Annotated in this window: 14 protein-coding genes; 8 read left to right on the top strand and 6 right to left on the bottom strand. The window is 72.8% G+C overall.

The features are described from left to right. Positions 1–51 precede the first annotated feature (51 nt). The gene (locus POL72_RS12225; protein ID WP_272095325.1) at positions 52–432 is read left to right on the top strand and encodes an STAS/SEC14 domain-containing protein; all 381 of its coding nucleotides are present in this window, start codon (positions 52–54) and stop codon (positions 430–432) included. Positions 433–507: 75 nt separating this feature from the next. Here POL72_RS12225 and POL72_RS12220 read toward each other — a convergent pair whose 3' ends face one another. Together POL72_RS12220 and POL72_RS12215 are read right to left on the bottom strand one after the other, a co-directional pair. Further along, the gene (locus tag POL72_RS12220; RefSeq protein ID WP_272095324.1) at positions 508–2,832 is read right to left on the bottom strand and encodes an Rv1355c family protein; all 2,325 of its coding nucleotides are present in this window, start codon (positions 2,830–2,832) and stop codon (positions 508–510) included. Between the two features lie 73 nt (positions 2,833–2,905). Continuing rightward, positions 2,906–3,334, bottom strand: a complete 429-nt coding sequence (locus POL72_RS12215) for a hypothetical protein (RefSeq protein ID WP_272095323.1) — start codon at positions 3,332–3,334, stop codon at positions 2,906–2,908. A 661-nt stretch (positions 3,335–3,995) separates the two neighbouring features. Between POL72_RS12215 and POL72_RS12210 the strand changes: the two genes are divergently transcribed. The 5 genes from POL72_RS12210 (at position 3,996) to preA (ending at position 10,770) form a co-directional block, all read left to right on the top strand. After that, positions 3,996–5,444: a CoA-acylating methylmalonate-semialdehyde dehydrogenase gene (locus POL72_RS12210; protein ID WP_272095322.1), complete on the top strand. Its 1,449-nt coding sequence runs from the start codon at positions 3,996–3,998 to the stop codon at positions 5,442–5,444. After that, positions 5,444–6,316, top strand: a complete 873-nt coding sequence (locus tag POL72_RS12205) for a nitrilase-related carbon-nitrogen hydrolase (protein WP_272095321.1) — start codon at positions 5,444–5,446, stop codon at positions 6,314–6,316. Before POL72_RS12210 ends, POL72_RS12205 begins: the two co-directional genes overlap by 1 nt. Before the next feature lie 192 nt (positions 6,317–6,508). Continuing rightward, positions 6,509–7,912, top strand: a complete 1,404-nt coding sequence (hydA, locus tag POL72_RS12200) for a dihydropyrimidinase (protein WP_272095320.1) — start codon at positions 6,509–6,511, stop codon at positions 7,910–7,912. A 47-nt stretch (positions 7,913–7,959) separates the two neighbouring features. Next, positions 7,960–9,378: an FAD-dependent oxidoreductase gene (locus tag POL72_RS12195; protein WP_272095319.1), complete on the top strand. Its 1,419-nt coding sequence runs from the start codon at positions 7,960–7,962 to the stop codon at positions 9,376–9,378. Positions 9,379–9,381: 3 nt separating this feature from the next. After that, on the top strand, positions 9,382–10,770 hold the full coding sequence (gene preA / locus POL72_RS12190; RefSeq protein ID WP_272095318.1) for an NAD-dependent dihydropyrimidine dehydrogenase subunit PreA: 1,389 nt from the start codon (positions 9,382–9,384) through the stop codon (positions 10,768–10,770). A 66-nt stretch (positions 10,771–10,836) separates the two neighbouring features. On the opposite strand, the gene POL72_RS12185 is transcribed toward preA, so the two are convergent. Continuing rightward, on the bottom strand, positions 10,837–14,457 hold the full coding sequence (locus POL72_RS12185) for a DNRLRE domain-containing protein (protein WP_272095936.1): 3,621 nt from the start codon (positions 14,455–14,457) through the stop codon (positions 10,837–10,839). A 493-nt stretch (positions 14,458–14,950) separates the two neighbouring features. Here POL72_RS12185 and POL72_RS12180 point away from each other — a divergent pair, with 493 nt between their 5' ends. Continuing rightward, positions 14,951–15,469 carry a hypothetical protein gene (locus POL72_RS12180; RefSeq protein ID WP_272095317.1) on the top strand — a complete coding sequence of 173 codons (519 nt, stop codon included), beginning with the start codon at positions 14,951–14,953 and terminating at the stop codon, positions 15,467–15,469. Between the two features lie 21 nt (positions 15,470–15,490). Here the strand turns inward: POL72_RS12180 and POL72_RS12175 are convergent, their stop codons facing one another. Beyond that, a complete protein-coding gene (locus POL72_RS12175) occupies positions 15,491–16,714 on the bottom strand; it encodes a hydroxymethylglutaryl-CoA synthase family protein (protein ID WP_272095316.1) in 1,224 nt (407 codons plus the stop codon). Positions 16,715–17,109: 395 nt separating this feature from the next. Here POL72_RS12175 and POL72_RS12170 point away from each other — a divergent pair, with 395 nt between their 5' ends. Further along, positions 17,110–18,411 (top strand): hypothetical protein, encoded by a 1,302-nt coding sequence (locus POL72_RS12170; RefSeq protein ID WP_272095315.1) that lies wholly within the window; start codon positions 17,110–17,112, stop codon positions 18,409–18,411. Positions 18,412–18,555: 144 nt separating this feature from the next. Here the strand turns inward: POL72_RS12170 and POL72_RS12165 are convergent, their stop codons facing one another. Next, complete coding sequence (locus POL72_RS12165) at positions 18,556–20,151, bottom strand: SUMF1/EgtB/PvdO family nonheme iron enzyme (RefSeq protein WP_272095314.1); 1,596 nt, start codon at positions 20,149–20,151, stop codon at positions 18,556–18,558. Between the two features lie 171 nt (positions 20,152–20,322). Further along, positions 20,323–24,279: a serine/threonine-protein kinase gene (locus tag POL72_RS12160; RefSeq protein WP_272095313.1), complete on the bottom strand. Its 3,957-nt coding sequence runs from the start codon at positions 24,277–24,279 to the stop codon at positions 20,323–20,325. Between the last annotated feature and the right edge of the window lie 81 nt (positions 24,280–24,360).

Below are 24,360 nucleotides of genomic sequence, written 5' to 3'. Positions count from 1 at the left end.
CGGCGGCGCGACGCTATGGTCTCTTGGTCTCGGTTCTCCAGGTGAGGCGGCATGTACCAGCTCAAGATCGACCTCATCAACGCTCTCATCGAGGTCACGTTGCAGGGCGTCGTGCGCACGGAGGAGGCGCAAGCGTACGCCGCGGAGTACAAGAAGGCCCTTGGCTCGCTCTACGGCCGGAGGATCCGCGTCCTCGTGGACTTCCGTGGCTTTTCCATCGCCTCGGAGGAGGCGACGGAGCTCCTCCGAGACATCGCGGCGACCTCGACCGCGATGGGGGTGATCAGGGCCGCCGAGCTCGTGCAAAGCGATCTCGCGGCGCTGCAGGCGAGCCGGATCGCCCGTGAGGCGGGGACCGCGCAGCTCGTGCGGGTCTTCAAGGACGAGGGGGCCGCGCGCAGCTGGCTCCTCGGCGATCGCCCGACGCCGTGAGGGCCGGCGCCGCGCGGGCCGCCGCGGCTCTGCGCAGGCCGCCGCGGAGCGGCGCGGGCCGCCCGCGCCACCGGGTCAGCGCACGACGAGCACGTCGTCGAGGGGGCGGCGGAGGGAGCGCGCCGACACGGGGCCCGCGAGCGACAGGCGGAAGAGCAGGACCTCCGCCGTCGCGTCGGTGACGTCGAACAGCCGGAGATAACGCTCCCGGAGCCCGGTCGCGGCCTCCGCGGTCTCCGCGTCGAGCCCCTCGCCGCGGCCCCGGATCAGCCGCGCGAACAGGTAAGGCAGCGTCGTCATCGGGTAGACCGCGATGCCCAGCTGCGCCGCGGTGAGCCACGCGCGCTCGACCGCCCTGCCGCCCTGGAAATAGTCGGTGGGCCGGGCGCGCGGCAGGGTGATCAGCCCGACGGCCGTCGCGCAGCGGATCGCCTTCTGCGCCATCCTCTCCAGCCCCCGGCCGCCGCCCCAGCGCCGCACGAGCTCCAGGGCGCGGTAATCCCGGCAGATCTTGAACCCCGCGAGATCGGTCGGCGAGAGCTCGAGCGTGCCGACGAACAGCCCGTCCCGGCGCGCCTCGGCCTCCGCCTCGGTCCAGCGGACCTCCCTCATCATGTCGGCGTGGGTCTGCCTCGCGAGCATCCGGAGCCGATCCCCGGCGCCGATGAGGGCGCCGATCTCGTCGAGCTCCGCCGGCGCCTCGAGCAGCTCGAGGCGCGCCCCGGGCACGGACTCGACCGCGGCGCGGAGGGCGGCGCGGTGCTCCTCCGCGAGCGGCGCCCGCTGGCCGGGGCGCCGGTTCGTGTGCCGGATCCCGATGGCGTCCGCGAGGCCATCCATCAGGTGCTCCTCGGCGCCGGGCGGCGGCGCGCCGAAGAACGCGAACGTCGCGGCCAGGTCCTCGTCGCCCTCGCGCGGGAACGGCGAGACGCGCACGCTGAGCCCCTCGCGGTGCGCGGCGAGGACGACGTTCTCGGCGGCCGCGCCGAGCGCGACCACGCCGCCCGCGCCCTGGAAGTCGGCGAGCGACTCGGAGCGCGCGCGGTCGTGGAACAGCCCGAGGCGACGGCCCTCGTGGACCCAGAGCCAGGGCTGGCAGTTGCCGCCCGAGGGCGCCGCGACGCCCGCCGCGACGAGCCGCCGGAGCCGCGCCGGGTCGAGCTCGACGGCGCCCGCCTCGGCGGCCGGGAGCGGGCCCGCCGCCGCGGCGAGGGCAGGGCCCGGCGCGCGCGGCGCGTCCGCGGCGGCAGGCTCCCCCTCGGGGCCGCCGATGAGCTGCTCCAGGTCGACGTAGTACCGGCCCGACCGCACCGGCTCGCCGAGGGCGATCCGGCGCGCCGTGTCCGCGGCGGCCGCCCCGCCGTGGACGACCGCCGACCCGAGCTGAGGCCATGTGCTCACCGATTGCTGCACCTCGATGAGCGACGCGCGGAGCCGCAGCGAGATCGCGTCTTGCCCGATGATCTGCATGACATAAGGCACCTTGTCCTCGGTCGACAGGCCGCGGAGGCGCTCGGGCGTGAGATCGCCGACGAGCCCATGGAGGATCGGCCGATCGCCCTCCAGATCGAAGCGCTCGACGTCGATGAGCCCCCGGTCGCTCGTCTCCATCACGACCGGTATGCGGTGGGCGCGCGCGTTCGCGCGGAGCAGGAGCTTGATATCGAGGCTGTCGCACTCGTCCACGAGGACATCGAGCTTGCCCCCGTCGAGCAGGAAGCGATCGATATTGTCCGCCGTGACCCCCTCGGGGAAGCACTTCACGTCGAGGAACGGGTCGAGCTCGGCGATCTCGCGCGCCGTGGCGACGACCTTCGGCAGATCGAGGTTGTGCGCGCCGGTCCGGATCCGGTTCAGGTTCGAGAGATCGAGGTGGTCGAAGTCCGCGAGGCGCAGCTCGCCGGCGCCCCGCTCGAGCGCGATGGTCATCGCCACGGACTGCCCCACGGAGAGGCCGACGACGCCCACGCGCCGGCGGGCGAGCGCGGCCTGCTCCTCACCGCTGATCTTGTGCTTGTTCCGGTCGGTCCGCAGCTCGACGAACTCCGCCTCATCGAGCAGGTGCACGAGGCGGTGCGACCACGGATAGTAGACCCAGACTCCATAGGCCTCGATAGGGACGCCGTTCAGGCGCTCTCCCACGAGCCGCGCGATGTCCCGCTCACCGAGGCGCTCCCGGGGGTGGCGGGTCTTCACGAGGTCGGCGAGCTGCCGGTCGATCGTGTCGAAGATCTCGATCCGGGCGTCGTCGTGGAGCAAGCGGCCGAGCTCCTCCGCGTCGTCCTCGCGCGCCGGGCGGAAGAAGCGGGGCCGCCACGCGCCGTTCGGGGCCTCTCGCGCCTCTCGCGCTTCTCGCGCTTCTCGCAAGGAGATGAGCTGCTGCCAGCGGGTCGTGTTCATCGCGGTGGTCCGGTCCCTGTCCTACCACCCCCGCGCCCCGCGCGTCGCCCCGATCTCCCCGGCGGCCCCCGGGTCAGCGCGGCGCGCGCGACGGCCGGCCCTCGATCTCGAGTCTCATCTTCGTGACCTTGTGTTGCACCAAGGCGGCCTCAGGCCCGGTGATCTCCAGATAGCGCAGCGCGGCCACGACGTCGCTGCCCCGGAACGCCTTGACCCGCGGGTTGAACCAGCTGAGCGCGGTCCCGATCTGCCTGACGAGGAGCGCGTCCGTGCAGATCGCCACGGTGAGCGCGGTCTTGCTCACGTAGTCGTTGATGGACGCCCGCTGCTTCGCGTTGGGTCCCCCTCCGGCGGTCACCACGAGAGTCTTCGTGCAGGTGGGCGGCAGGCTGCCCGCCGCCACCATATACGATTCCCATTCCTCGTCGCTCGGCGGTTCCCTGCCGTGGACGGCGATGAGCACGTGCTCCGTCGTGTCGAACAGCATGCTGGGTCTGGTCATCGTCTCACCGAGCGCGCACCGATCTTACGTCTGCGCACCGCCGAGCCGCCAGCGCGCACAGCCATCCCCTGGGATAGTCGTGCGCCTGGCCACCGGGCAAGGATCCGCGAGGTCCATGGGGTGCACCTAGGACGGTTCGATCGACGGGGCAACGACCACGAGCGACTTTCGATGCGGTGCTCCGGTCGAGGTGCCGCGCGGTGCTTCGGCGCGACTCCTCCCTGGCCGCGCGTGACGCCTTGGCCGCGCGCGACGCGCCGTGCGCGGCCAAGGCGGTGCCGCGCCGGGCCGGCTCGGCGTGGGGCGCCGTGGCGGATGGAGTCGCTCGAGCGGCATGGTCCTCTCGTTTGCGTCGTTCGCGTCGTTCACGCGGCCCACCCAGGGCATACCCGAGTTATTTCCAAAGTATTTCATGACGTCCTGCTGGGCAGTTGCACGGTGGGCCGCCAGCCGCTCTGTGGTCTATACTACGGGATGTGCGCTGGGGATCTTCCGCAGGCGGGTGCGGCGCGCGCCGCTTCGCAGCGAGGCTTGACGGATGGCCCCCACCGCATGTAGCGCTCGATCGGTGGGCTGTGATGCCCAGCAGCCAGGGGCGGCGCCCGGCCTGTTGGTCGGGGCTGCCGAGTGACGACCTCGCCGGGGGGAAAGGTTTTTCACGATGCGTGTGCTGGAAAACTTCGTCGGCGGAGCCTGGTCTCGAGCTTCGGGGACGACGCGCCTCGAGGTGAAGAACCCGGCGACCGGGGAATCTCTTGCGGAGGTCCCCCTCTCGACGGCGGCCGACGTCGACGCGGCGGTGAAGGCCGCGCAGGCGGCGTTCCCCGGCTGGAGCGCGACGCCGCCGGTGCAGCGGGCGCGCTACCTCTTCAAGCTGCGCGAGATCTTCGACGCCCATCGCGACGAGATCGCGGCGATCTGCACCTCCGAGCACGGCAAGACGCTGTCCGAGGCCCGGAACGATTTCGGTCGCGGCATCGAGAACGTCGAGCACGCGGCCGGCATCCCGGCCCTCCTGATGGGGCAGGGCCTCGAGGACGTGGCGTCCCGGATCGACTGCCACACGATCCGCCAGCCGCTCGGCGTCTTCGCGGCGATCACGCCGTTCAATTTCCCCCCGATGGTGCCGCTCTGGTTCTTGCCGTACGCGATCGCGACGGGGAACACGTTCGTGCTCAAGCCGTCGGAGCAGGTCCCGCTCTCGCAGCAGCGCATCTTCGAGCTGATCGAGCAGGCCGGGCTGCCGCCCGGGGTGGTGAACCTGGTCCACGGCGGCCGCGACGTCGTGAACGCCTTCTGCGCGCACAGGGACATCGCGGGCGTGTCGTTCGTCGGCTCGTCGGCGGTCGCGCGCCACGTGTACAAGAGCGCCGCGGAGGCGGGCAAGCGGGTCCAGGCGCTCGGCGGGGCGAAGAACTTCCTCGTCGTGATGCCGGACGCCGAGCGGCAGATGACGGTCGCCAACGTGGCCGAGTCCATCTACGGCTGCTCCGGCCAGCGATGCCTGGCCGGCAGCGTCGTCGTGTGCGTCGGCGACACCTACGAGGCCGTGCGCGACGGGCTCGTGCGCCACGCGAAGGGGATCGTGCTGGGCGACGGGTCGAAGCCGGGCGTGACCATGGGCCCGGTGATCTCGGCGGCGCACAGGGACCGGGTGCTCTCGTACATCAACCAGGGCGTGGCGGAGGGGGCGACGCTCCTCCTCGACGGCCGGGACGCCAGGGTCGAGGGGTATCCGGACGGCAACTGGGTAGGGCCCACGGTCTTCGACGACGTGCGGCCAGGGATGGTGATCGCGACCGAGGAGATCTTCGGGCCGGTCGCGTGCCTGATGCGCGCGAGCGACCTCGACGAGGCGATCGCGATCGCGAACCGGAGCGAGTACGGCAATGCGGCGTCGATCTACACGTCGAGCGGCCGCGCGGCGCGCGAGTTCCAGCACCGCGTGGGCGCCGGGATGGTCGGCGTGAACATCGGCGTCGCGGCGCCCATGGCCTTCTTCCCCTTCGGCGGCCAGAAGGGCAGCTTCTTCGGCGATCTGAAGGCGCACGGCCCGACGGCCATCGACTTCTACACGGAGCGCAAGATCGTCATCACGAGGTGGTTCTGATGGCAAGGAATGTACTTGGCGGGCTGATCCAGTGCTCCACCCCGATCGGCGACGACGGCGCCTCCGTCATGGCCATCCGGGACGCGATGTTCGAGAAGCACCTGCCGTTCATCGACGAGGCGGGGAAGAGGGGTGTGCAGATCCTCTGTTTGCAGGAGGTCTTCAACACACCTTACTTCTGTCCTTCGCAGGACGCGAAATGGTGCGATGTGGCCGAGCCCGTCCCCGGCCCGACGGTCGAGCGGCTCGCGGCGTATGCCAAGAAGTACAAGATGGTGATGATCATCCCGATCTACGAGCGGGAGATGGCGGGCGTCTACTACAACACGGCCGCCGTGGTCGACGCCGACGGCACGTACCTCGGCAAGTACCGGAAGACGCACATCCCGCACACGAACGGGTTCTGGGAGAAGTTCTTCTTCAAGCCGGGGAACCTCGGGTATCCCACGTTCCAGACGCGGTATGCGCGGATCGGCGTTTATATCTGCTATGATCGCCACTTCCCGGAGGGGGCGCGGCTGCTCGGCCTGAACGGCGCCGAGATCGTGTGGAACCCCTCGGCGACGGTCGCCGGGCTCTCCCAGTACCTCTGGAAGCTCGAGCAGCCCGCGCACGCCGTGGCCAACGGCTACTTCATCGCCGCCTCGAACCGCGTCGGCACCGAGGCGCCGTGGAACATCGGCAAGTTCTACGGGACGAGCTACTTCTGCGACCCGAGGGGCAGCTTCCTCGCGACGGGGAGCGAGGACAAGGACGAGCTCGTCGTCGCCGAGATGAACCTCGACCTGATCGAGGAGGTGCGGAGGACGTGGCAGTTCTACCGCGATCGCCGGCCCGAGACGTACGGCGAGCTCACGGAACATCTGCCCTGAGGGCCCGGGGCGGCGGGAGGACGGAGAGGTCAGGCGACGAGCGCGACGAGCGATGCGAAGTCCACCGCGAAGACACCAGCAGCGCCGGGGCGCTGTTCGCGGCCGGCTCTCTCCCCCGGCGTTTCCCTCGCCATGGCGGCGCCTCCCCCCGGAGGGGACCCGCCGCCCGGCGCTCACCCGCAGAGGAGCAACATGGGCATCCTGATCAAGAACGGCGAGATCATCACAGCGAGCGACCGGTTCGTCGGCGACGTCTACTGCGAGGACGGGAAGATCGCCGCGGTCGGCGCCGGGCTGTCGAAGGAGCGCGCGGGGGACACCGTGATCGACGCCTCGGGGCAGCTCATCTTCCCCGGCGGGGTCGACGCCCACGTGCACATGGAGCTGCCGTTCATGGGGACCGAGAGCTCCGATGATTTCGAGACCGGCACGGCGGCGGGCGTCGCCGGGGGCACGACCTCGATCATCGATTTCGTGATCCCGGCCCGAGGGCAGGCGCTGCTCGACGGGCTCGCGATGTGGAACGAGAAGGCGAAGAAGGCGGTCTCCGATTACGCCTTCCACATGGCCGTCACCTGGTTCGGCGACGACACGCTCAAGGAGATGGCCGTCTGCACGCGCGAGCACGGCATCCCGTCGTTCAAGACCTTCATGGCCTACCGCGGGGCCATCGGCGTCGACGATCCGGAGCTCATCCAGGTGATGGAGGCCGCCAAGGGCCTCGGCGCGCTCGTGACCGTCCACGCCGAGCACGGCGACGCGGTCGTCGCGCTCCAGAAGAAGCTCCTGAAGGAGGGCAAGACCCACCCGCGGTTCCACGCGCAGAGCCGCCCCGCGCCGATCGAGGGCGAGGCGACGGGGCGCGCGATCATGCTCGCCCGGATGATCGGCGAGCCGATCTACATCGTCCACCTCACCTGCAAGGAGGCGCTCGCCGCGGTCACCGAGGCGCGGAGCCGGGGCCAGGTGGTCATGGCCGAGACGTGCCCGCAGTACCTCCTGCTCGACGACTCGGTGTACGAGAAGCCCGGCTTCGAGGGGGCGGCCTACGTGATGAGCCCGCCGATCCGGCCGAAGGGCCACCAGGACGCGCTGTGGGCCGCGCTCTCGTCGGGGCTCATCCAGACCGTGGCGACCGACCACTGTCCCTTCAACCAGGTCGGCCAGAAGGACATGGGCAAGGACGATTTCTCGCGGATCCCGAACGGCGCCGCCGGCATCGAGAACCGCCTCGCCCTCCTCTGGACCTACGGGGTGCTCGCGGGGCGGATCGACGTCCACCGCTTCGTCGATCTCTTCTCGACGCAGCCGGCCAAGATCTTCGGGCTGTACCCGCGCAAAGGCTCGATCGTGCCGGGCGGCGACGCGGATCTCGTGATCTTCGACCCGAAGGGGACGAGCACGATCTCCGCGAAGACGCACCATCACCGGTGCGACAGGAGCATCTTCGAGGGCTTCGAGGTGAAGGGGAAGCCGACGCACGTCATCGTGAACGGCCGGGTCCAGTGCACGGACGGCAAGCTCGACGTGCAGCGGGGCGCCGGGCGCTACCTCCCGCGCCGGCTCGGACCGAGCCAGGGAGCCCAGGCCTTCTAGTCACCACCCACCACGCACCCATCGAGAGGAGCCGCGCGAGCGCCAGCATGACCCGAGCCCCGATACGCCTCTCAGCCCTCCCGTCCGGTCGGATCGAAGAGCGATTCGAGGACAAGAGCCCGCGCTACACCGACGCCGAGGCGGTCGCCGAGGCGAACCGGTGCCTCTATTGCGTCGACGCGCCCTGCGTCAAGGCGTGCCCGACGGCGATCGATATCCCGACGTTCATCCGGAAGATCGCGGCTGGCCAGGTGAAGGGCGCGGCCCGCACCATCCTCACGGCCAACCTGCTCGGCCAGTCGTGCGGGCAGGCCTGCCCCGTCGAGGTGCTCTGCGTGGGCGACTGCGTCTACAACGCGTGGGGGCGCGAGCCGATCGCGATCGGCCGCCTCCAGCGCTACGCGGTCGAGTCGGCCCTCGCGCGCGATCCGGCGATCTTCCGGGCGAAGCCGCCCACCGGCAAGAGCGTCGCGCTCGTGGGCGCGGGGCCCGCGTCGATCGCCGCGGCGGGCTACCTCGCCCTCGAGGGGCACCGCGCCGTGATCTTCGAGCGGAAGGCGATCCCCGGCGGCCTGAACACGCTCGGGATCGCGCCCTACAAGATGAAGGGGCACGAGGCGCTCCGGGAGCTCGAGTGGGTCCTGTCGCTCGGGGACGTCGAGCTCCGCGCCGGCGTCTCGGTCGTCGCGCAGGCGGCCGGGCCGGGGGAGGTCTCCGCGCGCGACCTGCTCGCGGAGCACGACGCGGTCTTCCTGGGGCTCGGCCTGGGCGCCGACGCGCGCCTCGCGCTCCGCGGCGAGGACGGCGACGGCGTGGTGGGCGCGACCGCGTTCATCGAGCGGCTCAAGGCCGACCCGGGCCTCGACCTCGCGGGCGTGCGGCGCGCGGTCGTGATCGGCGGCGGCAACACGGCGCTCGACGTCGCCCACGAGCTCGCGCTGCTCGGGGTCGACGTGGCCGTCGTGTACCGCCGCTCCGAGGCCGAGATGTCGGGCTATGCGCACGAGCTCGAGGGCGCGCGGGTCGCCGGAGCGCGCCTCGTCGAGAACCGGGTGCCGGTCGAGGTGGTGCGCGAGGGCGGCAAGGTCGTCGCGCTGCGGATCGCGCCCGCCGACGCGCCCGCCGACATGGGCGCGCGGGGCCCCGCGCCGGGGCCGGCCGAAGAGGAGCTCCTGCCCGCCGACCTCGTCGCTGTCGCGATCGGGCAGAGCCGGGCGACGCAGGTGGCGCTCGCGTTCGAGGGGGTGGTGCTCGACGCGAGGGGGCGCGTGGTGGTCGACCCGGCGACGCACCGCACGGGCAACCCGAGGGTCTACAGCGGCGGCGACTGCGTGAACGGCGGCAAGGAGGTCGTCAACGCGGTCGCCGAGGCGAAGATCGCCGCGCGCGCGATGCACGAAGCGATGATGACGACGACGGCGCGGGCGGGCGGCGCGGCGCCCGGGCCCTCACCGCAAGGGAGCTGAGCGATGGCCGACCTCTCTATCGACTTCGCCGGGATCAAGAGCCCGAACCCGTTCTGGCTCGCCTCGGCGCCGCCGACCAACACCGGAGATCAGGTCCGGCGCGCCTTCGACGCCGGCTGGGGCGGCGCGGTCTGGAAGACGCTCGGGAACCCTATCGTCAACGTGTCGAGCCGGTTCGGCGGCATCGACTACGGCAACACGCGGCTCATGGGGCTCAACAACGTCGAGCTCATCACCGATCGCCCGCTCGACGTGAACCTCAAGGAGATGCGCGAGATCAAGCGGCGCTACCCGAGCCACGCGCTCATCGCCTCGCTGATGGTCGAGACGAAGGACGAGTGGCGCGAGATCATCCGCAAGGCCGAGGACACGGGCGCGGACGGGCTCGAGCTCAACTTCGGCTGTCCGCACGGGATGTGCGAGCGCGGCATGGGCTCGGCCGTCGGCAACGAGCCGGCGGTCCTCCAGGAGATCGCGCGCTGGGCCGTCGAGTTCGCGACGACGCCGGTCATCGTGAAGCTCACGCCCAACGTCGGCGACATCCTGGAGCCGGGCGAGGCCGTGCTCCGCTCCGGGGCGCACGGCGTCTCGCTGATCAACACGGTCAAGTCGCTCATGGGCGTCGATCTGGAGCGGATGGTCCCGCTCCCGCGGGTCGGCGGCGCGTCGACGAACGGCGGCTATTGCGGGCCCGCGGTCAAGCCGATCGCGCTCCACCTGCTGAGCCAGCTGGCGCGCCACCCCGGCGTCGGCCGGCTGCCCATCTCCGGCATCGGCGGCATCTCGAACTCCCGCGACGCCGCCGAGTTCATCGCGCTCGGCGCGACGAGCGTCCAGGTCTGCACCGCGGTGATGCACTACGGCTACCGCATCGTCGAGGAGATGATCGAGGGGCTCAGCGACTGGCTCGACGATCACGGGATGCGCTCGGTGAACGAGCTGCGCGGCAGGGCGATCCCGCAGGTCCAGGAGTGGGGCGAGCTCGACCTGTCGTACCGCGTGGTCGCGGACATCAGCGCCGACAAGTGCATCGGGTGCCAGCTCTGTTACGTCGCCTGCATGGACGGGGCGCACCAGTGCATCCACCTGCCGGGGAGGACGGAGGCGGAGGCGCGCGCGGCGGGCCACACCCACCTCCCGAAGGTCCTCCCGGATCGCGCGGTGACGGCGGATCCGAGCGGGGAGGCGGCGCCGTCGCGGGTCCCGTTCGTCGACGAAGAGGAGTGCATCGGCTGCAATCTGTGCGCGCTGGTGTGCCCGGTGCCGGGGTGCATCACGATGCGGGAAGTGCCTTCAGGCAAGCCCCCCGAGACGTGGAACGACCGTGTCCAGAAGGGGACGGACTTCGTGCCCGGCGGGCTGGAGTCGACCGCCCGCGCGCGGAGCTCGTGATCCCGGGCTCCTGGCCAGGCGCCAGGAGCCCGCGACGACCGCGACCGCGCCGGGGCGCTGCCCGGGCTACGGAGCGAGCTTCACGACGATCGCGTCCTCGTGGTCGTACGTGCCCGCGCCGATCACGTTGCCGGCGCTGTCCACGGCCAGATCGAAGATCTGCCCGTGTTCCGCGTCGCCGATCGGGTCGACCGACCACAGCACGGCGCCCGACGGCGAGAGCTTCGCGACAGCGCCGCGGGGGTTGACGAACACATTGCCGGCGCTGTCCACGGCGACAGAGCTGATGTCCCAGTAGCTGGAGAGCGTGCCGAGGCCGCTCGTATCGACGCTCCACAGCGGAGCGCCCGAGTCGGTGAACCTGGTCACGGTCGTTCCCAGGGCGACGACCAGGTCCCCGGACGGGGTCGCGGCGACCTCGCCGTCGCCCGGCGCCCAGGAGACGACCCGGCTGAAGACGTGATTCCCGGCCGCATCGAACTTCGCCAGGTACGTGCCCTGAGCCGCGGGCGAGCTCGCCAGCGGTCCGCCGCCGAGGTCGAGGGCGCCGGAGAAGCTGCCGAGGACGATGACATTGCCCGCGCCGTCGACGGCGACGCTCGTGGGGTCGCTGTCGTACGGGTCCGCCGCGAAGGTCCTGGTCCAGATCGGCGCGCCCGCCGCGCCGAGCTTCGCGACGAGGAGCTCGCTGCCCGGCGCGCCGCCGAGGGGGCCGGTGCCGAGATCGACCGCGTCCCAGAGGACGCTGGCGAGCGCGGCGCCCGAGCCGGCCCGGGCGACCTCGACCTGGTAGAGGCCCTCGACCTCCGCGAGGAGCTCGCCCCACGCGCTGTACCGCTGCAGCCCGGTGTTCGAGCCCACAAGCAGCTCGCCGGCCCCCGACGCGGCGACGCTCCGGACGGTGTTGCCGTGGAGCGGGCGCGTGTTCCACCCCCCGTACCCCGCGGGGTCGAGCTTCGCGAGGAACTGGGTATTCCACAGCTCCATGGAGGCCGGCGCGCCGTTCTCGGCGAAGTCGATCGGGCCATAGGCGTAGCCGCCGAAGATCACGTTGTCCGCGCCGTCGACCGCGACGGCGCGCGCGCGCATCGACTCGTACCAGCCGTTGATGAAGAGCCTGCTCCAGAGGACGCTGCCGGGGGCGCACGGCGCGCAGCTCGGGCCCCCGCAGTCCACGCCGGACTCGGCGCCGTTGCGGATCCCGTCCTCGCAGGTGTCGTGGTAGCAGACCGTGAGCGCCGGCCGCTCCGTGGTGCTCGCGCTCTCGCTGCTCCGCAGCGAGCTCCGGGTCACCGCGGCCTCCTCGATCAGCACGCCGTGGTTGGCGAGCTCGCCGCTCACCCAGGCCTGCGCGAGCGCGGTCACGTCGACGTTCCGGAAGCCGGTGGTGCCGCCTGGCCCGCCGGTGACGAAGGAGGCCTCGATCGCCGGATCGAAATGGCCGCCGCCGCCGAAGTTGCCCCACGTGACGCCCGACTCCGTCCACGCGGCGGTGGCCCGGTGGACGCGCACGGTGCTGCTCTCGATCTTGTACGTCTGGTACAGCGACAGCGTCGCCGAGGCGATCTCCGCGCTCGCCGGGACGCCGGCGAGGTTGAACCGGAGGAGGCTCCGCCGGACGCCGCCCGTGCCGGTGCCCGTCGAGAGCGTGGTGCTCACGGCGTCGTTCCACGTGGGCGAGACCTGCCAGAGCGTCGCGTCGGCCACGTCGCCGCCGAGGCCGCGCCGGAAGGTCACGCACCGCGGGTCGCACGCGTCGCCGTGACCGTCGGCGTCGCTGTCCACCTGCGACGGATTCGCGGCGGCAGGGCAGTTGTCGTCCGCGTCGATCACGCCGTCGGCGTCGCTGTCCTGGGCGAGCTCGAACGCGTACGCGGGAGAGCCCACGATGACCGAGCTCCCCGACATCGCGACGGTCTTGCCGAACGCGCTGCCGGTCGGTCCGCTGCCGGCGAGCTTGGCCTGCGGGCCCTCGACCCACTCGCCGCCCGTCGGCACGAACACGTACGCCGCGCCCGCGTCCGGTTGATCGAAGCGATCGGCCAGGATCGCGCCGACGATGGCCGCGTTGCCGGAGACAGCGACGGCGCCTCCCAGGCCGTCCCCGGTCCTGCCGTCGTTCGCGATCAACCGGGCCTCCTGGTTCCAGCCGCTCGCACCGCGGTCGAACACGTACGCCATGCCCCGCCCGAGGCGGTACCACGGCATCGGCGGGCTGTCGGTGCCCGGCGCGCCCACGACGATGCGCCCGCCCGAGATCGCGACCGAGCTGCCGAAGCGATCGAACGTATCCGGCGGGTGCGCCGCGAGCCTGCGCGCGTCGCCCCAGTCGCTCGCCTCGAAGACGAACGCGGCACCCGCGCCGTCGCCCTCCCACCACCACGAGTCCCCCGGCGAGCCCACGACCACCGTGCCGCCCTCGATCGCGACGGGCGGCGTGCTCCAGGCGTTGGCGCCGGCCGGGGCGACGAGCTCGACCTCCTCGCTCCAGGCCCCGCCGCTGCGGGCGAACACGTAGACCGACGTCTCGGCGGAGAGGACGGCCCGGTCCCCGTCGACCGCGACCGCTCCGCCCGCGGGGTTCGAGGCGCCGCCGCTCGCGACGAGCTTGGCCTGCTCGGACCACACGCCCCCGCTCCGCACGAACAGGTAGGCGGCGCCCGCGCCCCCGGTCCCCCAGGGCGCCCCGACCACGGCCGTGTCCGCCGAGATCGCGACCGAGGTGCCGAAGCCGTCGCCTGCGGGCCCGTCGCCCGGGACGAGCCTGGCTTGTTGCGTCCAGGCGCCGCCGCTCTTCACGAACACGTACGCCGCGCTCCCGGGCGCCCCGACGATCGCGGTGTCGCCCGACATGGCGATCGCGTCGCCGTTCAGGTGGATCGGGGTCGAGCCGTCGACCGCGATGAGCGCCGTCCGCTCCGAGGCGGCGAGCGGATCCACCGTCACCGGGTACGCGGCCCCGGCGGTGTCCACCCGCAGCGACAGCGTGCGCTCGTCGACGCCGAGCTCCATCCACGCGGGCAGCGTCCGCCCCGCGGCGTCGGTGGCGTGGAGATCCGTGTACCGCATCGCCACCGCGCCGGACGCCTCGCGCAGCGCGACCCCGTCGCCGCCGGCGAGCGGCGTCGCGCGGAGATCGCCGCCCAGGGCGAGCTCGATCACGAGGTCCTGGTCCCCGGGGGCGAGGCAGGGAGGCGCCCCGGGCACCGTGAAGCCCTGCTCCAGCCCGAGCGGCCCGTTCACGTACCACTCCACGAGCTCCTCGCCCGGCGCCTCGCCTTGCCGGCGGAGCTCCACGCGGTTCTTCGTGGCGCTCGGGGACGCGCGCGCGACCTCGCGCAGATCGCCCGCGCATCCGTACCGGGCGGCGGCCATCGAGAAGCTCCACCGCGCCTCGCCCTCCTCCGGCGCGATCCGCACGCCCGACGCGCTGAAATCGGCCGCGAGCCGGTGCGCCGGGTTCGGTGCGCGCAGGCTCGCCTCGTTCCCGCCCGGGGACACCTCGATCACCCGGTAGCTCTCGGGCGCCGACGCCTGCACGGCCGCGATGTACGCCGCCCGCAGGCGCGCGGGGGCCACCGCCGTGTCGGGCGCCGCGGGCGCCGCCGCCGCGCCGTCCACCGACGGCGCGGGGTCCCGCGGCGCCTCGGTGGAGGCGCAGCCCCCCACCATGGCGGCTGCGGCCATCACCTGTCCCATCCTCCCCATTCGATCTCGCATCGGCTGGCTCTCCCTCTGGCTGGCGCTCCTCCGCGCAGGCGCACCGGGCGCCGGAGCGCTCCACGCCGGAGGGCAGCGAGCTCGCGGCGCCTCATCGCAAGGTCCGCGCCCTCGCCGCGGGCGGGGGCCGCGCCCTCGCGATGGACGACGGGCGCAGCCGTCGCCGCGCGCTCTCTGCCGATCGAGGCGGGGTCCAGGGCGCCTCCGCGGCCCGCTCCCGGCCCCTGGCCGGCCATCGGCCGCACGAGGATGTGCCCTCTCCGCCGGCCGTGCGCGCCGGGCGGTCGTCCGCCGGGGCGCGAACGGGCGCGCGCGCGGCGGAGCGGGCTCGAAGCGCCCCGGTGCAGCGCCGTGCGGCCGGTGTTTGCGAGCGATGCGAGGTCGCGTCCGATTTCGTGACACCCGCGGCGCGGTGACCGGAACAAACAACACGGAGGGCAGGAGCCCTCGCTGGAGGAACATGGTCCCGAAAGACGCAGCGACGATCACCCCGCGGAATCGCGGTCTCACGCCGAACGCCTACGCGAAGCAAGGGCGGGCGGGCATGTCCGATCACGAGGAGCGGGCCGAGCTGCTCGCCGATCACCGCCCGGAGCTCGCGCGCCTGCTGCAGCGCCTTCCGGCCCGCAGCAGCGCCTCCTCGCCGCTGACGGGTTATCTCCTCTCGTTGCGAGAACCGACGGGCTACCTCATCGCGATCGGCCTGCAGCAGCGCGACCCGGCGCTCGAACCCGAGCGCGTGCTCCGCTCCGCCCTGGCCGCCGGCGAGCGCGCGCCGATGCTGGTCGGCGTGATGGCGCGCTCGGCGATGGCCGAGATCATCGCGCCGCTCGCGCCGGTCACGCGCGCGGTCGCCGCGCGCCTGAAGCGACCGGCCCCCTCCGGCACGCTGCGGGTCGTCGTCGCAGCGGCCGGCGGGGCGGAGCTCTTCACCGTGAAGCTCTCGGACCTCACGTCCCTACCGTCCGGCTCCGGCTGAGCGAGCCGCCCGCTCCGGCGCTCACTCGTTGGCGTAGACGCGCCGCTCGCTCGAGTCGAGCCCCAGGTACACCACCCGGCTGTCGAGGCGCGCGGCCGCGCGCTCGGCGCCCTCGGGCGCCGGCCGGCGGTCGGCGGCCTCGTCGCCTTTGCGCAGCGCCTCGTACTCCGCGACGGAGGCGCGGTGGCACCCGTCGAGCGGGGCGTCGATCTCGAGGGCGGCCGCGACCGCCCCGGCCTCCGGCCCGATCCTGCCCGCGAAGAACTCGGCGCAGCAGCCGGATCCGTAGCTGAACAGCCCGACGCGCTGCCCCTCGAGCGCGCGGGCCTCCGCGTTGAGCAGGGACGCGAGCGCCAGGTAGAGCGAGCCCGTGTAGATGTTGCCGATGCGCGACGGCAGATCGAGCGACGGCTCCACCTCGACGGCGAAGCTCTCGTCGGCGGCCTGCTCGGTCAGGCCGTCCATCGCCAGCCGGTGGCGGTGCGCCTTGCGGGCCATCTTGCCGTAGGGGACGTGGTAGCAGGTGCGCGCGAGGGGATCGCCGTCGCCCGCCACGCGGCGCCAGTCGCCGTAGGCCCCGGCGAGGGCGTCGAGGTAGCACTGCACCGAGTAGTGACCGTCGACGAGCGCCTCCTTGTGGTGGAGCGGCCGCCAGAAATCGTAGACGTCGCGCGCGTACGTGCCGGTCTGGCCGACCTCGATCTCGACGAGGCGCGGGCGCTCGCGCACGAGCAGCGCCACGGCGCCGGCGCCCTGGGTGGGCTCGCCCGCGGAGCCGAGCGCGTAGCGCGCCACGTCCGAGCACACGACGAGCGCGGCGCGGCCGCGGGCCGAGCCCGAGGCGATCCAGTCCACCGCGTTGAGGAGGCCCGCGGTGCCCCCGAAGCAGGCGTGCTTGGCCTCGAAGACCCGGCACGCGCTCGGCAGCCCGAGCAGGCCGTGGAGGAAGGAGGCCGCCGGCTTCGCGTGGTCCACGGCGGTCTCGGTGCCCACGACGCAGAGCCCGATGTCCGCAGGGCTCGCGCCCGACCGCTGGAACAGCCGGCGGGCCGCGTTGGCCCCGAGGGTGATCGGATCCTCGTCGGGCGCGGCGATCGCCATCCGGCGGGTCCCCAGGCCGGTCAGGTACTTGGATGGTGCGATCCCTCGCGCCTCGGCGAGCTCGGTGAGGTCGACGAAGCGGCGGGGGACGGCGAGGGCGATCGCATCGATGCCGATGCGAGGAAAGTCATGACGTAGGCTCATACCTGCATCCTAGGGGCGCATTGTGCAGAGACCATCCAGCCCACGCGGAGCGTCGGAGGAGCCGAGGCGCCCGACGCGCCGCGGCGCCGCGTTCCAGCTGGCGCCCGCGCTTCGCGGCCGGTGACCGGTGGCCGGCGCCGGTCACCGCCGGCCTGCCCGCGCCTCCCTCCACGCGCCTCGCCGTGCGCACCACGTGGAATGACAAAGGCCCTTCCATGACACATGTCATGGAACAGCCCCCGAGAAAAATCGCGGTCGGGCCAAAATCGTCACCACATCTCGTTGCAGTTGTGCAATCTGGAATGGCGCGTTCATGCGCCCTAGCGGTCGAGGTTCATGTGAAGCTCTCCCGGTCTACCATGTTGGTTCCGCTTGTTGGGTTGGGTGTCCTGGTGATGACCGGCGCCACAGGGTGCTCCTGCAGCTCCGGGGCGGAGGGCGAGGCGAGCGCGACGGCTGGAGCGAGCGTCGGTGGAGGCGACGGCGTGGGTGGGGGCGGCGAGGGCGGCGCGGGCGGGGGCGAGGGCGGCGCGGGCGGTGAAGACGGGGGGATGATCGGAAACGGCTCCAGCGGCTCCAACACGGGCGGCAGCGGCCCCGTGACGCCCGACACCGCCTGTGTCGCCACGGTCGCCCACGCCACGCTCACGAAGCGGCCGGTCGACATCGTGTTCGTCATCGACAACTCGCCCAGCATGGCGAACGAGATCATCAGCGTACAGAACAACATCAATGAGAGCTTCGCCTCGATCATCGGCGAGAGCGGCATCGATTACCGCGTCATCATGATCTCCGCGCACGGCGCTGCGGAGGTCGACGACTCGATCTGCGTCGGCGCCCCGCTCAGCGCCGCGAGCTGCTCCCCGGTCCCCGAGGCGCCGGGGAACAACCCGCCCGTCTTCTACCATTACAGCCACGAGATCAGGAGCAACGACGCGCTCTGCGTGCTCCTCGGGAGCTACAACGGCGGCCTGCCCGACGAGTTCGGCGTGGCGCCGGCCGGGTGGTCGGAGTGGGTGCGCGAGGACTCGCTCAAGGTGATCACCGTGATCACCGACGACCACGTGGGCTGCCAGTCGACGCACCTGCCGCGCAACATCTATATCGACGACACGCGACAGGAATGGGAGGACGTCGCCACGGACTTCGAAGAGATGCTGTTCGGCCTGGACCCGGCGGTCTTCGGCGACGTGACCGCGCCCAACTACGTCTTTCACAGCATCGTCGGGCTCCACGAGAACACGGTCGCCACGGACGCTTACGCGCCCGACGCGGACGTGGTCGAGGAGATGTGCGGCACCGCCGTGGCGCCGGGAACGGGCTACCAGACGCTCAGCAAGAGGACGGGCGGCCTCAGGTTCCCGCTCTGCCAGACGAGCTCTTATGACGTGGTGTTCCAGGCGATCGCGGAGGGCGTCATCACGGGCGCGGTGGTCGCGTGCGAGTTCGAGGTGCCGGACTCGCCGCCGGGGGAGGTCATCGACCTCTCGACCGTGGTCGTCCAGTACACGCCCGGCGACGGCAGCGATCCGCAGTCGTTCGACCAGGTGGCGAGCGCGGCGGCGTGCACCCCGGGCTCCTTCTACATCGCGAACGACATGATCACGCTCTGTCCCGATGCGTGCCGGCTGGTCCAGGACGACTCCATGGCCGCTGTCGACGTCCTCTACGGCTGCGATCCCGAACCGGCGCAGTGAGCTCGTCGGCCGGGCGGCGGCGCCGATGAGCGCGGCCGCCGCCCGCTGGCGGTGGCGGCCGGCGCGGGGCGCGTCGAGCGCCCTCTGCGCCCGCCGCGAGCGCGGCGGCCGGGCGGCCGCCTGGCGCGTATCCGGCGCGGGCGCTCAGAGACAGCAGCGGAAGCCGATGTCCGGAGACGGGGTGAGGCGATCCTGGTCCAGGAGCGCGTCGCACCTGGCCGCCTTGAGCGCGTCGCGCGCAATGTCATCGGCGTCCTGCTGCGAGGCCCGTGAGCCGCCGCGGACGAGGCAATTGCCCTGCGCGTCGCACGAGTTCTCCCACTCCGCCACGTTGCCGCTCATGTGAAAGAGGCCCGTGATCCCGCCTTCGCAGGGCGAGATCGGCGGGATGGGGTTGGGGGGCACGGGCTTCTTGGCGAGCTCGCCGGTCGGGTCTTCCACCTTGCAGGTCGCCTCACTGTAGAGATCGCTGTACGGGTATTCGTTCACGCCCTGGCCGGAGCACGCGTTGAACCACTCGCTCCGCGTCGGGGTCGCGAAGTCGGCAGGCGAGTTCGCGCCTCCGCCGATCTTGCCGCAGAGGTGTTTGCCCATGTAGGAGCAGTACGCGTAGGCGTCGCACCAGTCGACGTAGGTGACGGGCACCCGCCCCTCCGTGTAGGGCCACCCGAACGAGGGACGGTAGATGTTCCCTGCGCACTCCGCCGGCATGCCGGCGAGCACCGGGTTCGCCTGGAGGAAGACCTCGTAATCCTGCTTCGTCACCTCGTATTGATCGATGCAGTAGCTCCCGCCGCCGCTCACGGGCGAGATCACCATCCACGCCGGGCACGCGCAGACGTGGTTCGTCGTGTTGCAGATCGACGTCGCGCAATCGGTGTTGGCGTTGCAACGCTGCCCCGCAGGGCACCGGGTGCTGCACGCCTCCGTCCCGCCGCAGTCGATGTCGGTCTCCTTGCCGTTCTTCACGCCGTCGCTGCATGTCGCGTCCTGGCAGATTTGCTCGTAGCAGACGAGCTCGCGGCAGTCGGTCGACTTGGAGCACGCGTCGCCAGGCGCGCAGCCGCCGCAGAGCCCGCCGCAATCGACGTCGGTCTCCTTGCCGTTCTTCACGGCGTCGCTGCAGGTCGGCTCCAGACACTGGCCGTTCACGCAGCTCAACGACTCGCAATCCGAGCCCGCTGCGCAGGCCTTGCTGGTCGCGCACGGCGGGCACGCCGGGTTGCCGCCGCGCGGCCTGGCGCCGCCGCCGCAGTCGGTGTCCGTCTCGTCGCCGTCCTTCACGCCGTTGTCGCACTGCGCCGCCACGCACGCGCGCCCAGCGCCGCCGCTGCCTCCGCTCTCCTCGCACCGCCCTGAGAAGCAGTCCGCGGCCTCCGCGCACGCCTGATCGACCCGGCACGGCGTCGCGCAGGCACCGCCGCAGTCGATGTCCGTCTCGTTGCTGTCCTTCGCGCCGTTGGAACAGCTCGGCATGTCGCCGCCGCCCTGCCCGCCGGCGCCGCCCTGCCCGCCGGCGCCGCCCTGCCCGCCGGCGCCGCCCTGTCCGCCGGTGCCGCCGCCCTGCCCGCCGGCGCCGCCGCCTTGCCCGCCGGCGCCGCCCTGTCCGCCGCCGCTGGTCGTGCTGCTGGCGGAGGGCAGGTCCCCCGACGTCGGCGGCCGGAATCTCCTTTCGTCGCTGCAGGAGACTGCCACGGCGATGGCCACGAGGGGAATCAACACGACGGACGACCGGATCATGGAGCTGCCTCCCTGCGCGCAATCACAAGGTCAGATGGAGGCACTCAGCTTACGTGTGACGTCGCCTATCCAGCGCGACAAAATGATTCCACCCGCCGTGGAGCAGGAAAGTGCCGCGGAATCGGCGCTTCCCCGCGAAAGACCGACCCTCTCTGCAGAGCGGGAGCCGCTTCAGGGCGGCTGTCCGTCGAGCCAGCCCTGCGCGAGCGCCAGGATCCGCGCGTTGTCGGGGACATCGCGCAAGAAGCGCTCGCGCCAGACAGGATCGCCGATCCTCCCGGCCCGCACGAGCAGCCCGTTGCGGGCCAGGGCGATGGCGCCCTTGGCCTCGGCCATCTGGCCCGTCGCGGCCAGCGCCTCGGCGTGGACAAGGCGCACCAGCGGGCCCTCCTCGTCACGGCGGCCCGACTCGAGCAGGGACAGGGCCTCCGTCGTGGCGGCGAGCGCCTCGCCGGCGCGCCCGAGATCGAGCAGCGCGCGCGCGCGCGCCGCGATGGCCGCGGGGAGCCGCTCCGGCACCCCCCGCGCGAGCGCCTCGGCCGCCTGCGCCTCCGCCTCGGCGAGCGCGGGCTCGCCCGCGAGGAGCAGGACGCGCGCGAGCTGGAGCCGGCTCTCGCACTCCCGCCGCCGGTCGCCGCGGCGCGTGAGCGCCTCGATCGAGCTCCGCAGGGCCGTCCTCGCCGCGTCGACCTCGCCCGCGTGGGCCAGCGCGAGGCCGAGGTTCTGCAGCGCGTTCGGGACCCGGTCGTCGAGCGCCATCCGCTCCGCCTCCTCGAGCCCGGCGCGCAGCACCCCCGCCGCCGCCTCGAAGTACCCGAACTGGACGTAGCAGAGGCCCATGTTGAGCCGCGCCCGGCACGCCTCGCGGCGATCGCCGATGTCCTCGAACGCGGCGAGCGCCGCGCTCATGCTCGCGATGCAGGCGCTCGGATCGCCGTTGTGCTGCCGGAGGAGGCCGTGCAGGTAGAGGAGCTTCGCCTCGATCATGAGATCCGCGGCCGACGCGTCCTCCGTCGCCCGCTCGACCGCGTCGATCAGCGCGTCGACGCACGCGTAGCGGCCGCCGAGCAGGAGCACGATCGCCCCCTCGAGCAGGCAGGCGTTCCTCGCGATGCGCGCGCCGTCGAGCGGCTCCGTGCCGAGGACGACCATCATCCAGCGCTCGACGCGCTCGTAGTGGCCCTGCTTGTGCCCCGCCCCCGCGAGCTGCGTGAACGCCGAGAACCACGCCACGGAGCCCGGCACGAGGTGCCGCGTCGCCTCGATCCCGCGCTGCTCCGCGAGGGCCGGCTCGCCGCGCCAGAGCAGCGCCTCGGCCTCGACGAGGCGGAGCGCGCCCACAGCGGCCGGATCCGGCCTGCAGGCGATGCCGCGCTCCGCGCAGGCGATCGCCTCGGCGAGGTCGTTGCCGCGCAGGGCGTTGTCGGCCGCGCGCAGGTACCACTCGGCGGCCTTCTCGGGCTCCTCGCCGCGCTCGAAGTGCTCGGCGAGGGCCCTCGGATCGCCCTCGCCGGCCGCCTCGAGGAAGCTGCCCGCGAGCGCGTGGCCGATGCGGAGGTCGCGCGCCGTCAGCATGCCGTAGGCGGCCTCGCGGACGAGCGCGTGGCGGAAGCAGTACTCCGCGTCGTCCCGCGGCCGCCCCTCGCCCCGCCGCACGATCACCTCGCGCCGGAGCAGCTCCGCGAGGACCTGCGCGATGTCCGCGCTCCCGAGGAGCGCCGCGACCGCGCTCGACCTGAACGTCTCGCCGAAGATGCTCGCCGCCCTGAGGAGCCGCCGCGCCTCGGCGTCGAGCGTCTCCAGCCGCGCCTGCACCATGGCCACCACCGTCTCCGGCTGGCCCTCGCTCTTGCCCTCGGCGGCCGCGCGGATCTGCTCCTCGAGGAAGAACGCGTTGCCGTCCGCGCGCTCGACGAGCCGCCCCACGAGATCGTGCCGGGCGTGCGCGCCCAGCGCCTCGCGCACGAGCCGCTCGCTCGCGCGGCGCGGGAGCGGCGTGAGGTGGAGCTCGTGGGCCAGCCGGCCCTCCCAGAGCTTCGGGAAGAGCCGGCGCACGTCGGGCCGCCCCAGCGCCAGCACGAGCAGCGGCATGTCCTTGAGCTGGCGCAGCGCCTCGTCGACCATCGTGACGGTGGGGAGATCGCCCCACTGGAGGTCCTCGAGCACGAGGAGCACGGGCCCCGCGCGGCACGCCGCCCGGAGGAAGTCCTCCCAGGCGAGGCGGAGCTGGTCGCCCATCAGCACGGCGTCGCGCCGCGCGAGCCGGAGCTGCACGTCGTGCTCGTCGGGGAACGGCGCGCCGACCAGCTCGCCGAGGAAGGCCGCGACCCGCGGCGCGTCCGTGCCCCCGTGCTGCTCTACGCGGCTCCGGATCTTGCGCTGCCGCGCCTCCAGGGGCTCGCCGTCCGCGACGCCGAGCGCGTCCCGGAGCGCGCTCGCGAGCAGGCCGAAGGCGGCGCCGGCGCCCATGGGGTCGCCCTGGCCGATCCAGACCTCGAACCTGTCTCCCCGCTCGCGGAGCTTGCGGATGAGCTCCTTGCGCAGGCGCGACTTGCCCATCCCGGCCTCGGCCGTCACGAGCACCGCGCCCGCGGCGCCCTCGTCGATGCAGCGATCGACCTCGGCCACGAGCATGGCGAGCTCGCGCTCGCGGCCAACGTAGGTGGTCGGCTTGCCAAGCAGCTGCGCGGTCCGCTCGTCGCGCGCCCCGTGCAGGACGCGGCCCGCGGCGTCCTCGGTGACGTCGAACCGCATGCCGATGAGGCCCGCGGTCACCTCGTCGATGCGGACGCCCGCGGGGAGGGAGCGGTCGTCGTGGGCCGCGAGCATCTGGAAGGCGCGGTCGATGAGCTCGCCGACGGGCACGCGCGCCGAGAGCTCCGCCCGGCCGGTGGCGAGCGCGACGGGCGCGCCGCCGAGCAGCTCCTGCAGCGCGAGCGCGCACCGGGCGGCCCGCGCCGCGAGGTCGGTCGGCGCGCCCGCGCCGGACAGCACGATGAGCGGCGAGCGGCCCTCGAGGAGCTCGAGCTCGCCGCGGTACTGCTCGGCCACGTCGTGCAGCTGCCAGAGCTCCGCCTGGCGTGGCTCCGCCGCGTCGCGTGCGCCGTCCCTGTGCGGCTCCGCCGCGGCGCCTGCGTCGTCCCGGTGCGGCTCCGCCGCGCTGCTTGAGTTGCCCCAGCGCGGCTCCGCCGCGCTGCTCGAGTTGATAGCGCGCTCGCGGGTGACCACGAGGCAGGTCACGCGCCGCTCGCCGGTCGTGAGCTCCACCGCGCGCGGCGGGAAGGAGCGGGGCCCGCCGACGCTGCTCTCGGGCGCGTCGATCGTGGCGAGCTCGGCCGCCACGGCGCCGCCGTCGGCCGGCCGATCCAGCGGGGATTTCGCCAGCATGCGGGCGACGAGGTCGTCGAGCGCGGCGGGGGTGGCGGGCCGGAGGTCGCGCGCGCGGGGCGGCTCCTCGAGGAGGACCTTCATCAGCACGGCGAGCCCGGCGTTGCCCTGGAAGGCGGCGCGGCCGGTGAGGCAGCGGTAGAGGATGCAGCCGAGGGCGAACACATCGGCGCGGGTGTCGACGCTGAGCTCGCCGCGCGCCTGCTCGGGGGCCATGTACCCGGGCGTTCCCAGGACGAGGCCGGCGGCCGTCAGCGGCTCGTCGGCGACGGCGCGGGCGAGGCCGAAGTCGATGAGGTGCACGCGCTCGAGCGAGCCGCCTTCGAGCAGCAGGTTGCTCGGCTTCAGGTCGCGGTGGACGAGGCCGAGCCTGTGGACGGCGCCGAGCGTCCTCGCGACGTGGAGGCCGAGATCGAGGGTCTCCTCGAGCGTGAGGCCCTGGCGGGTGAGCCGGTCGGAGAGCGTCTCGCCGTCGAGCCACTGCATGGCGAGGAACGGCTGTCCCCACGCGGTGGCGCCGTGCGCGACGTAGCGCACGACGCCGGGCACGCGGGCCGCTGCGAGCACGTGGGCCTCGCGCTCGAAGCGGACGAGGTGCTGCGCGCTCTCGGTGGTCAGGAGCTTGATCGCGACCGCCTCGCCGGTCTCCTGATCGCGGGCCCGGTAGATGGCCCCCATCCCGCCCGAGGCCGCGAGGTGCTCGATGCAGAACCGGCCGTCGATGATGTCACCTGCCTGCATCGCTCACCGAGGACCCGGACGAGGAGCCTCGCCGGCGCGCAGCCTGCCAGCGGGGTGAGCGCTGCGTCCAGTGCTCATTGG

This window comes from Sorangium aterium (assembly GCF_028368935.1).
GTDB classification, from domain to species: Bacteria; Myxococcota_A; Polyangia; order Polyangiales; family Polyangiaceae; genus Sorangium; species Sorangium atrum.
This window is presented reverse-complemented; position numbering and strand designations above follow the sequence as displayed.

What these genes read in the sequence shown, in the direction of transcription:
- POL72_RS12225 (WP_272095325.1), top strand. Translation starts at nt 52, where the DNA reads ATGTACCAGCTCAAGATCGACCTCATCAACGCTCTCATCGAGGTCACG.
- POL72_RS12220 (WP_272095324.1), bottom strand. Translation starts at nt 2,832, where the DNA reads ATGAACACGACCCGCTGGCAGCAGCTCATCTCCTTGCGAGAAGCGCGA.
- POL72_RS12215 (WP_272095323.1), bottom strand. Translation starts at nt 3,334, where the DNA reads ATGACCAGACCCAGCATGCTGTTCGACACGACGGAGCACGTGCTCATC.
- POL72_RS12210 (WP_272095322.1), top strand. Translation starts at nt 3,996, where the DNA reads ATGCGTGTGCTGGAAAACTTCGTCGGCGGAGCCTGGTCTCGAGCTTCG.
- POL72_RS12205 (WP_272095321.1), top strand. Translation starts at nt 5,444, where the DNA reads ATGGCAAGGAATGTACTTGGCGGGCTGATCCAGTGCTCCACCCCGATC.
- hydA (WP_272095320.1), top strand. Translation starts at nt 6,509, where the DNA reads ATGGGCATCCTGATCAAGAACGGCGAGATCATCACAGCGAGCGACCGG.
- POL72_RS12195 (WP_272095319.1), top strand. Translation starts at nt 7,960, where the DNA reads ATGACCCGAGCCCCGATACGCCTCTCAGCCCTCCCGTCCGGTCGGATC.
- preA (WP_272095318.1), top strand. Translation starts at nt 9,382, where the DNA reads ATGGCCGACCTCTCTATCGACTTCGCCGGGATCAAGAGCCCGAACCCG.
- POL72_RS12185 (WP_272095936.1), bottom strand. Translation starts at nt 14,457, where the DNA reads ATGGCCGCAGCCGCCATGGTGGGGGGCTGCGCCTCCACCGAGGCGCCG.
- POL72_RS12180 (WP_272095317.1), top strand. Translation starts at nt 14,951, where the DNA reads ATGGTCCCGAAAGACGCAGCGACGATCACCCCGCGGAATCGCGGTCTC.
- POL72_RS12175 (WP_272095316.1), bottom strand. Translation starts at nt 16,714, where the DNA reads ATGAGCCTACGTCATGACTTTCCTCGCATCGGCATCGATGCGATCGCC.
- POL72_RS12170 (WP_272095315.1), top strand. Translation starts at nt 17,110, where the DNA reads ATGACCGGCGCCACAGGGTGCTCCTGCAGCTCCGGGGCGGAGGGCGAG.
- POL72_RS12165 (WP_272095314.1), bottom strand. Translation starts at nt 20,151, where the DNA reads ATGATCCGGTCGTCCGTCGTGTTGATTCCCCTCGTGGCCATCGCCGTG.
- POL72_RS12160 (WP_272095313.1), bottom strand. Translation starts at nt 24,279, where the DNA reads ATGCAGGCAGGTGACATCATCGACGGCCGGTTCTGCATCGAGCACCTC.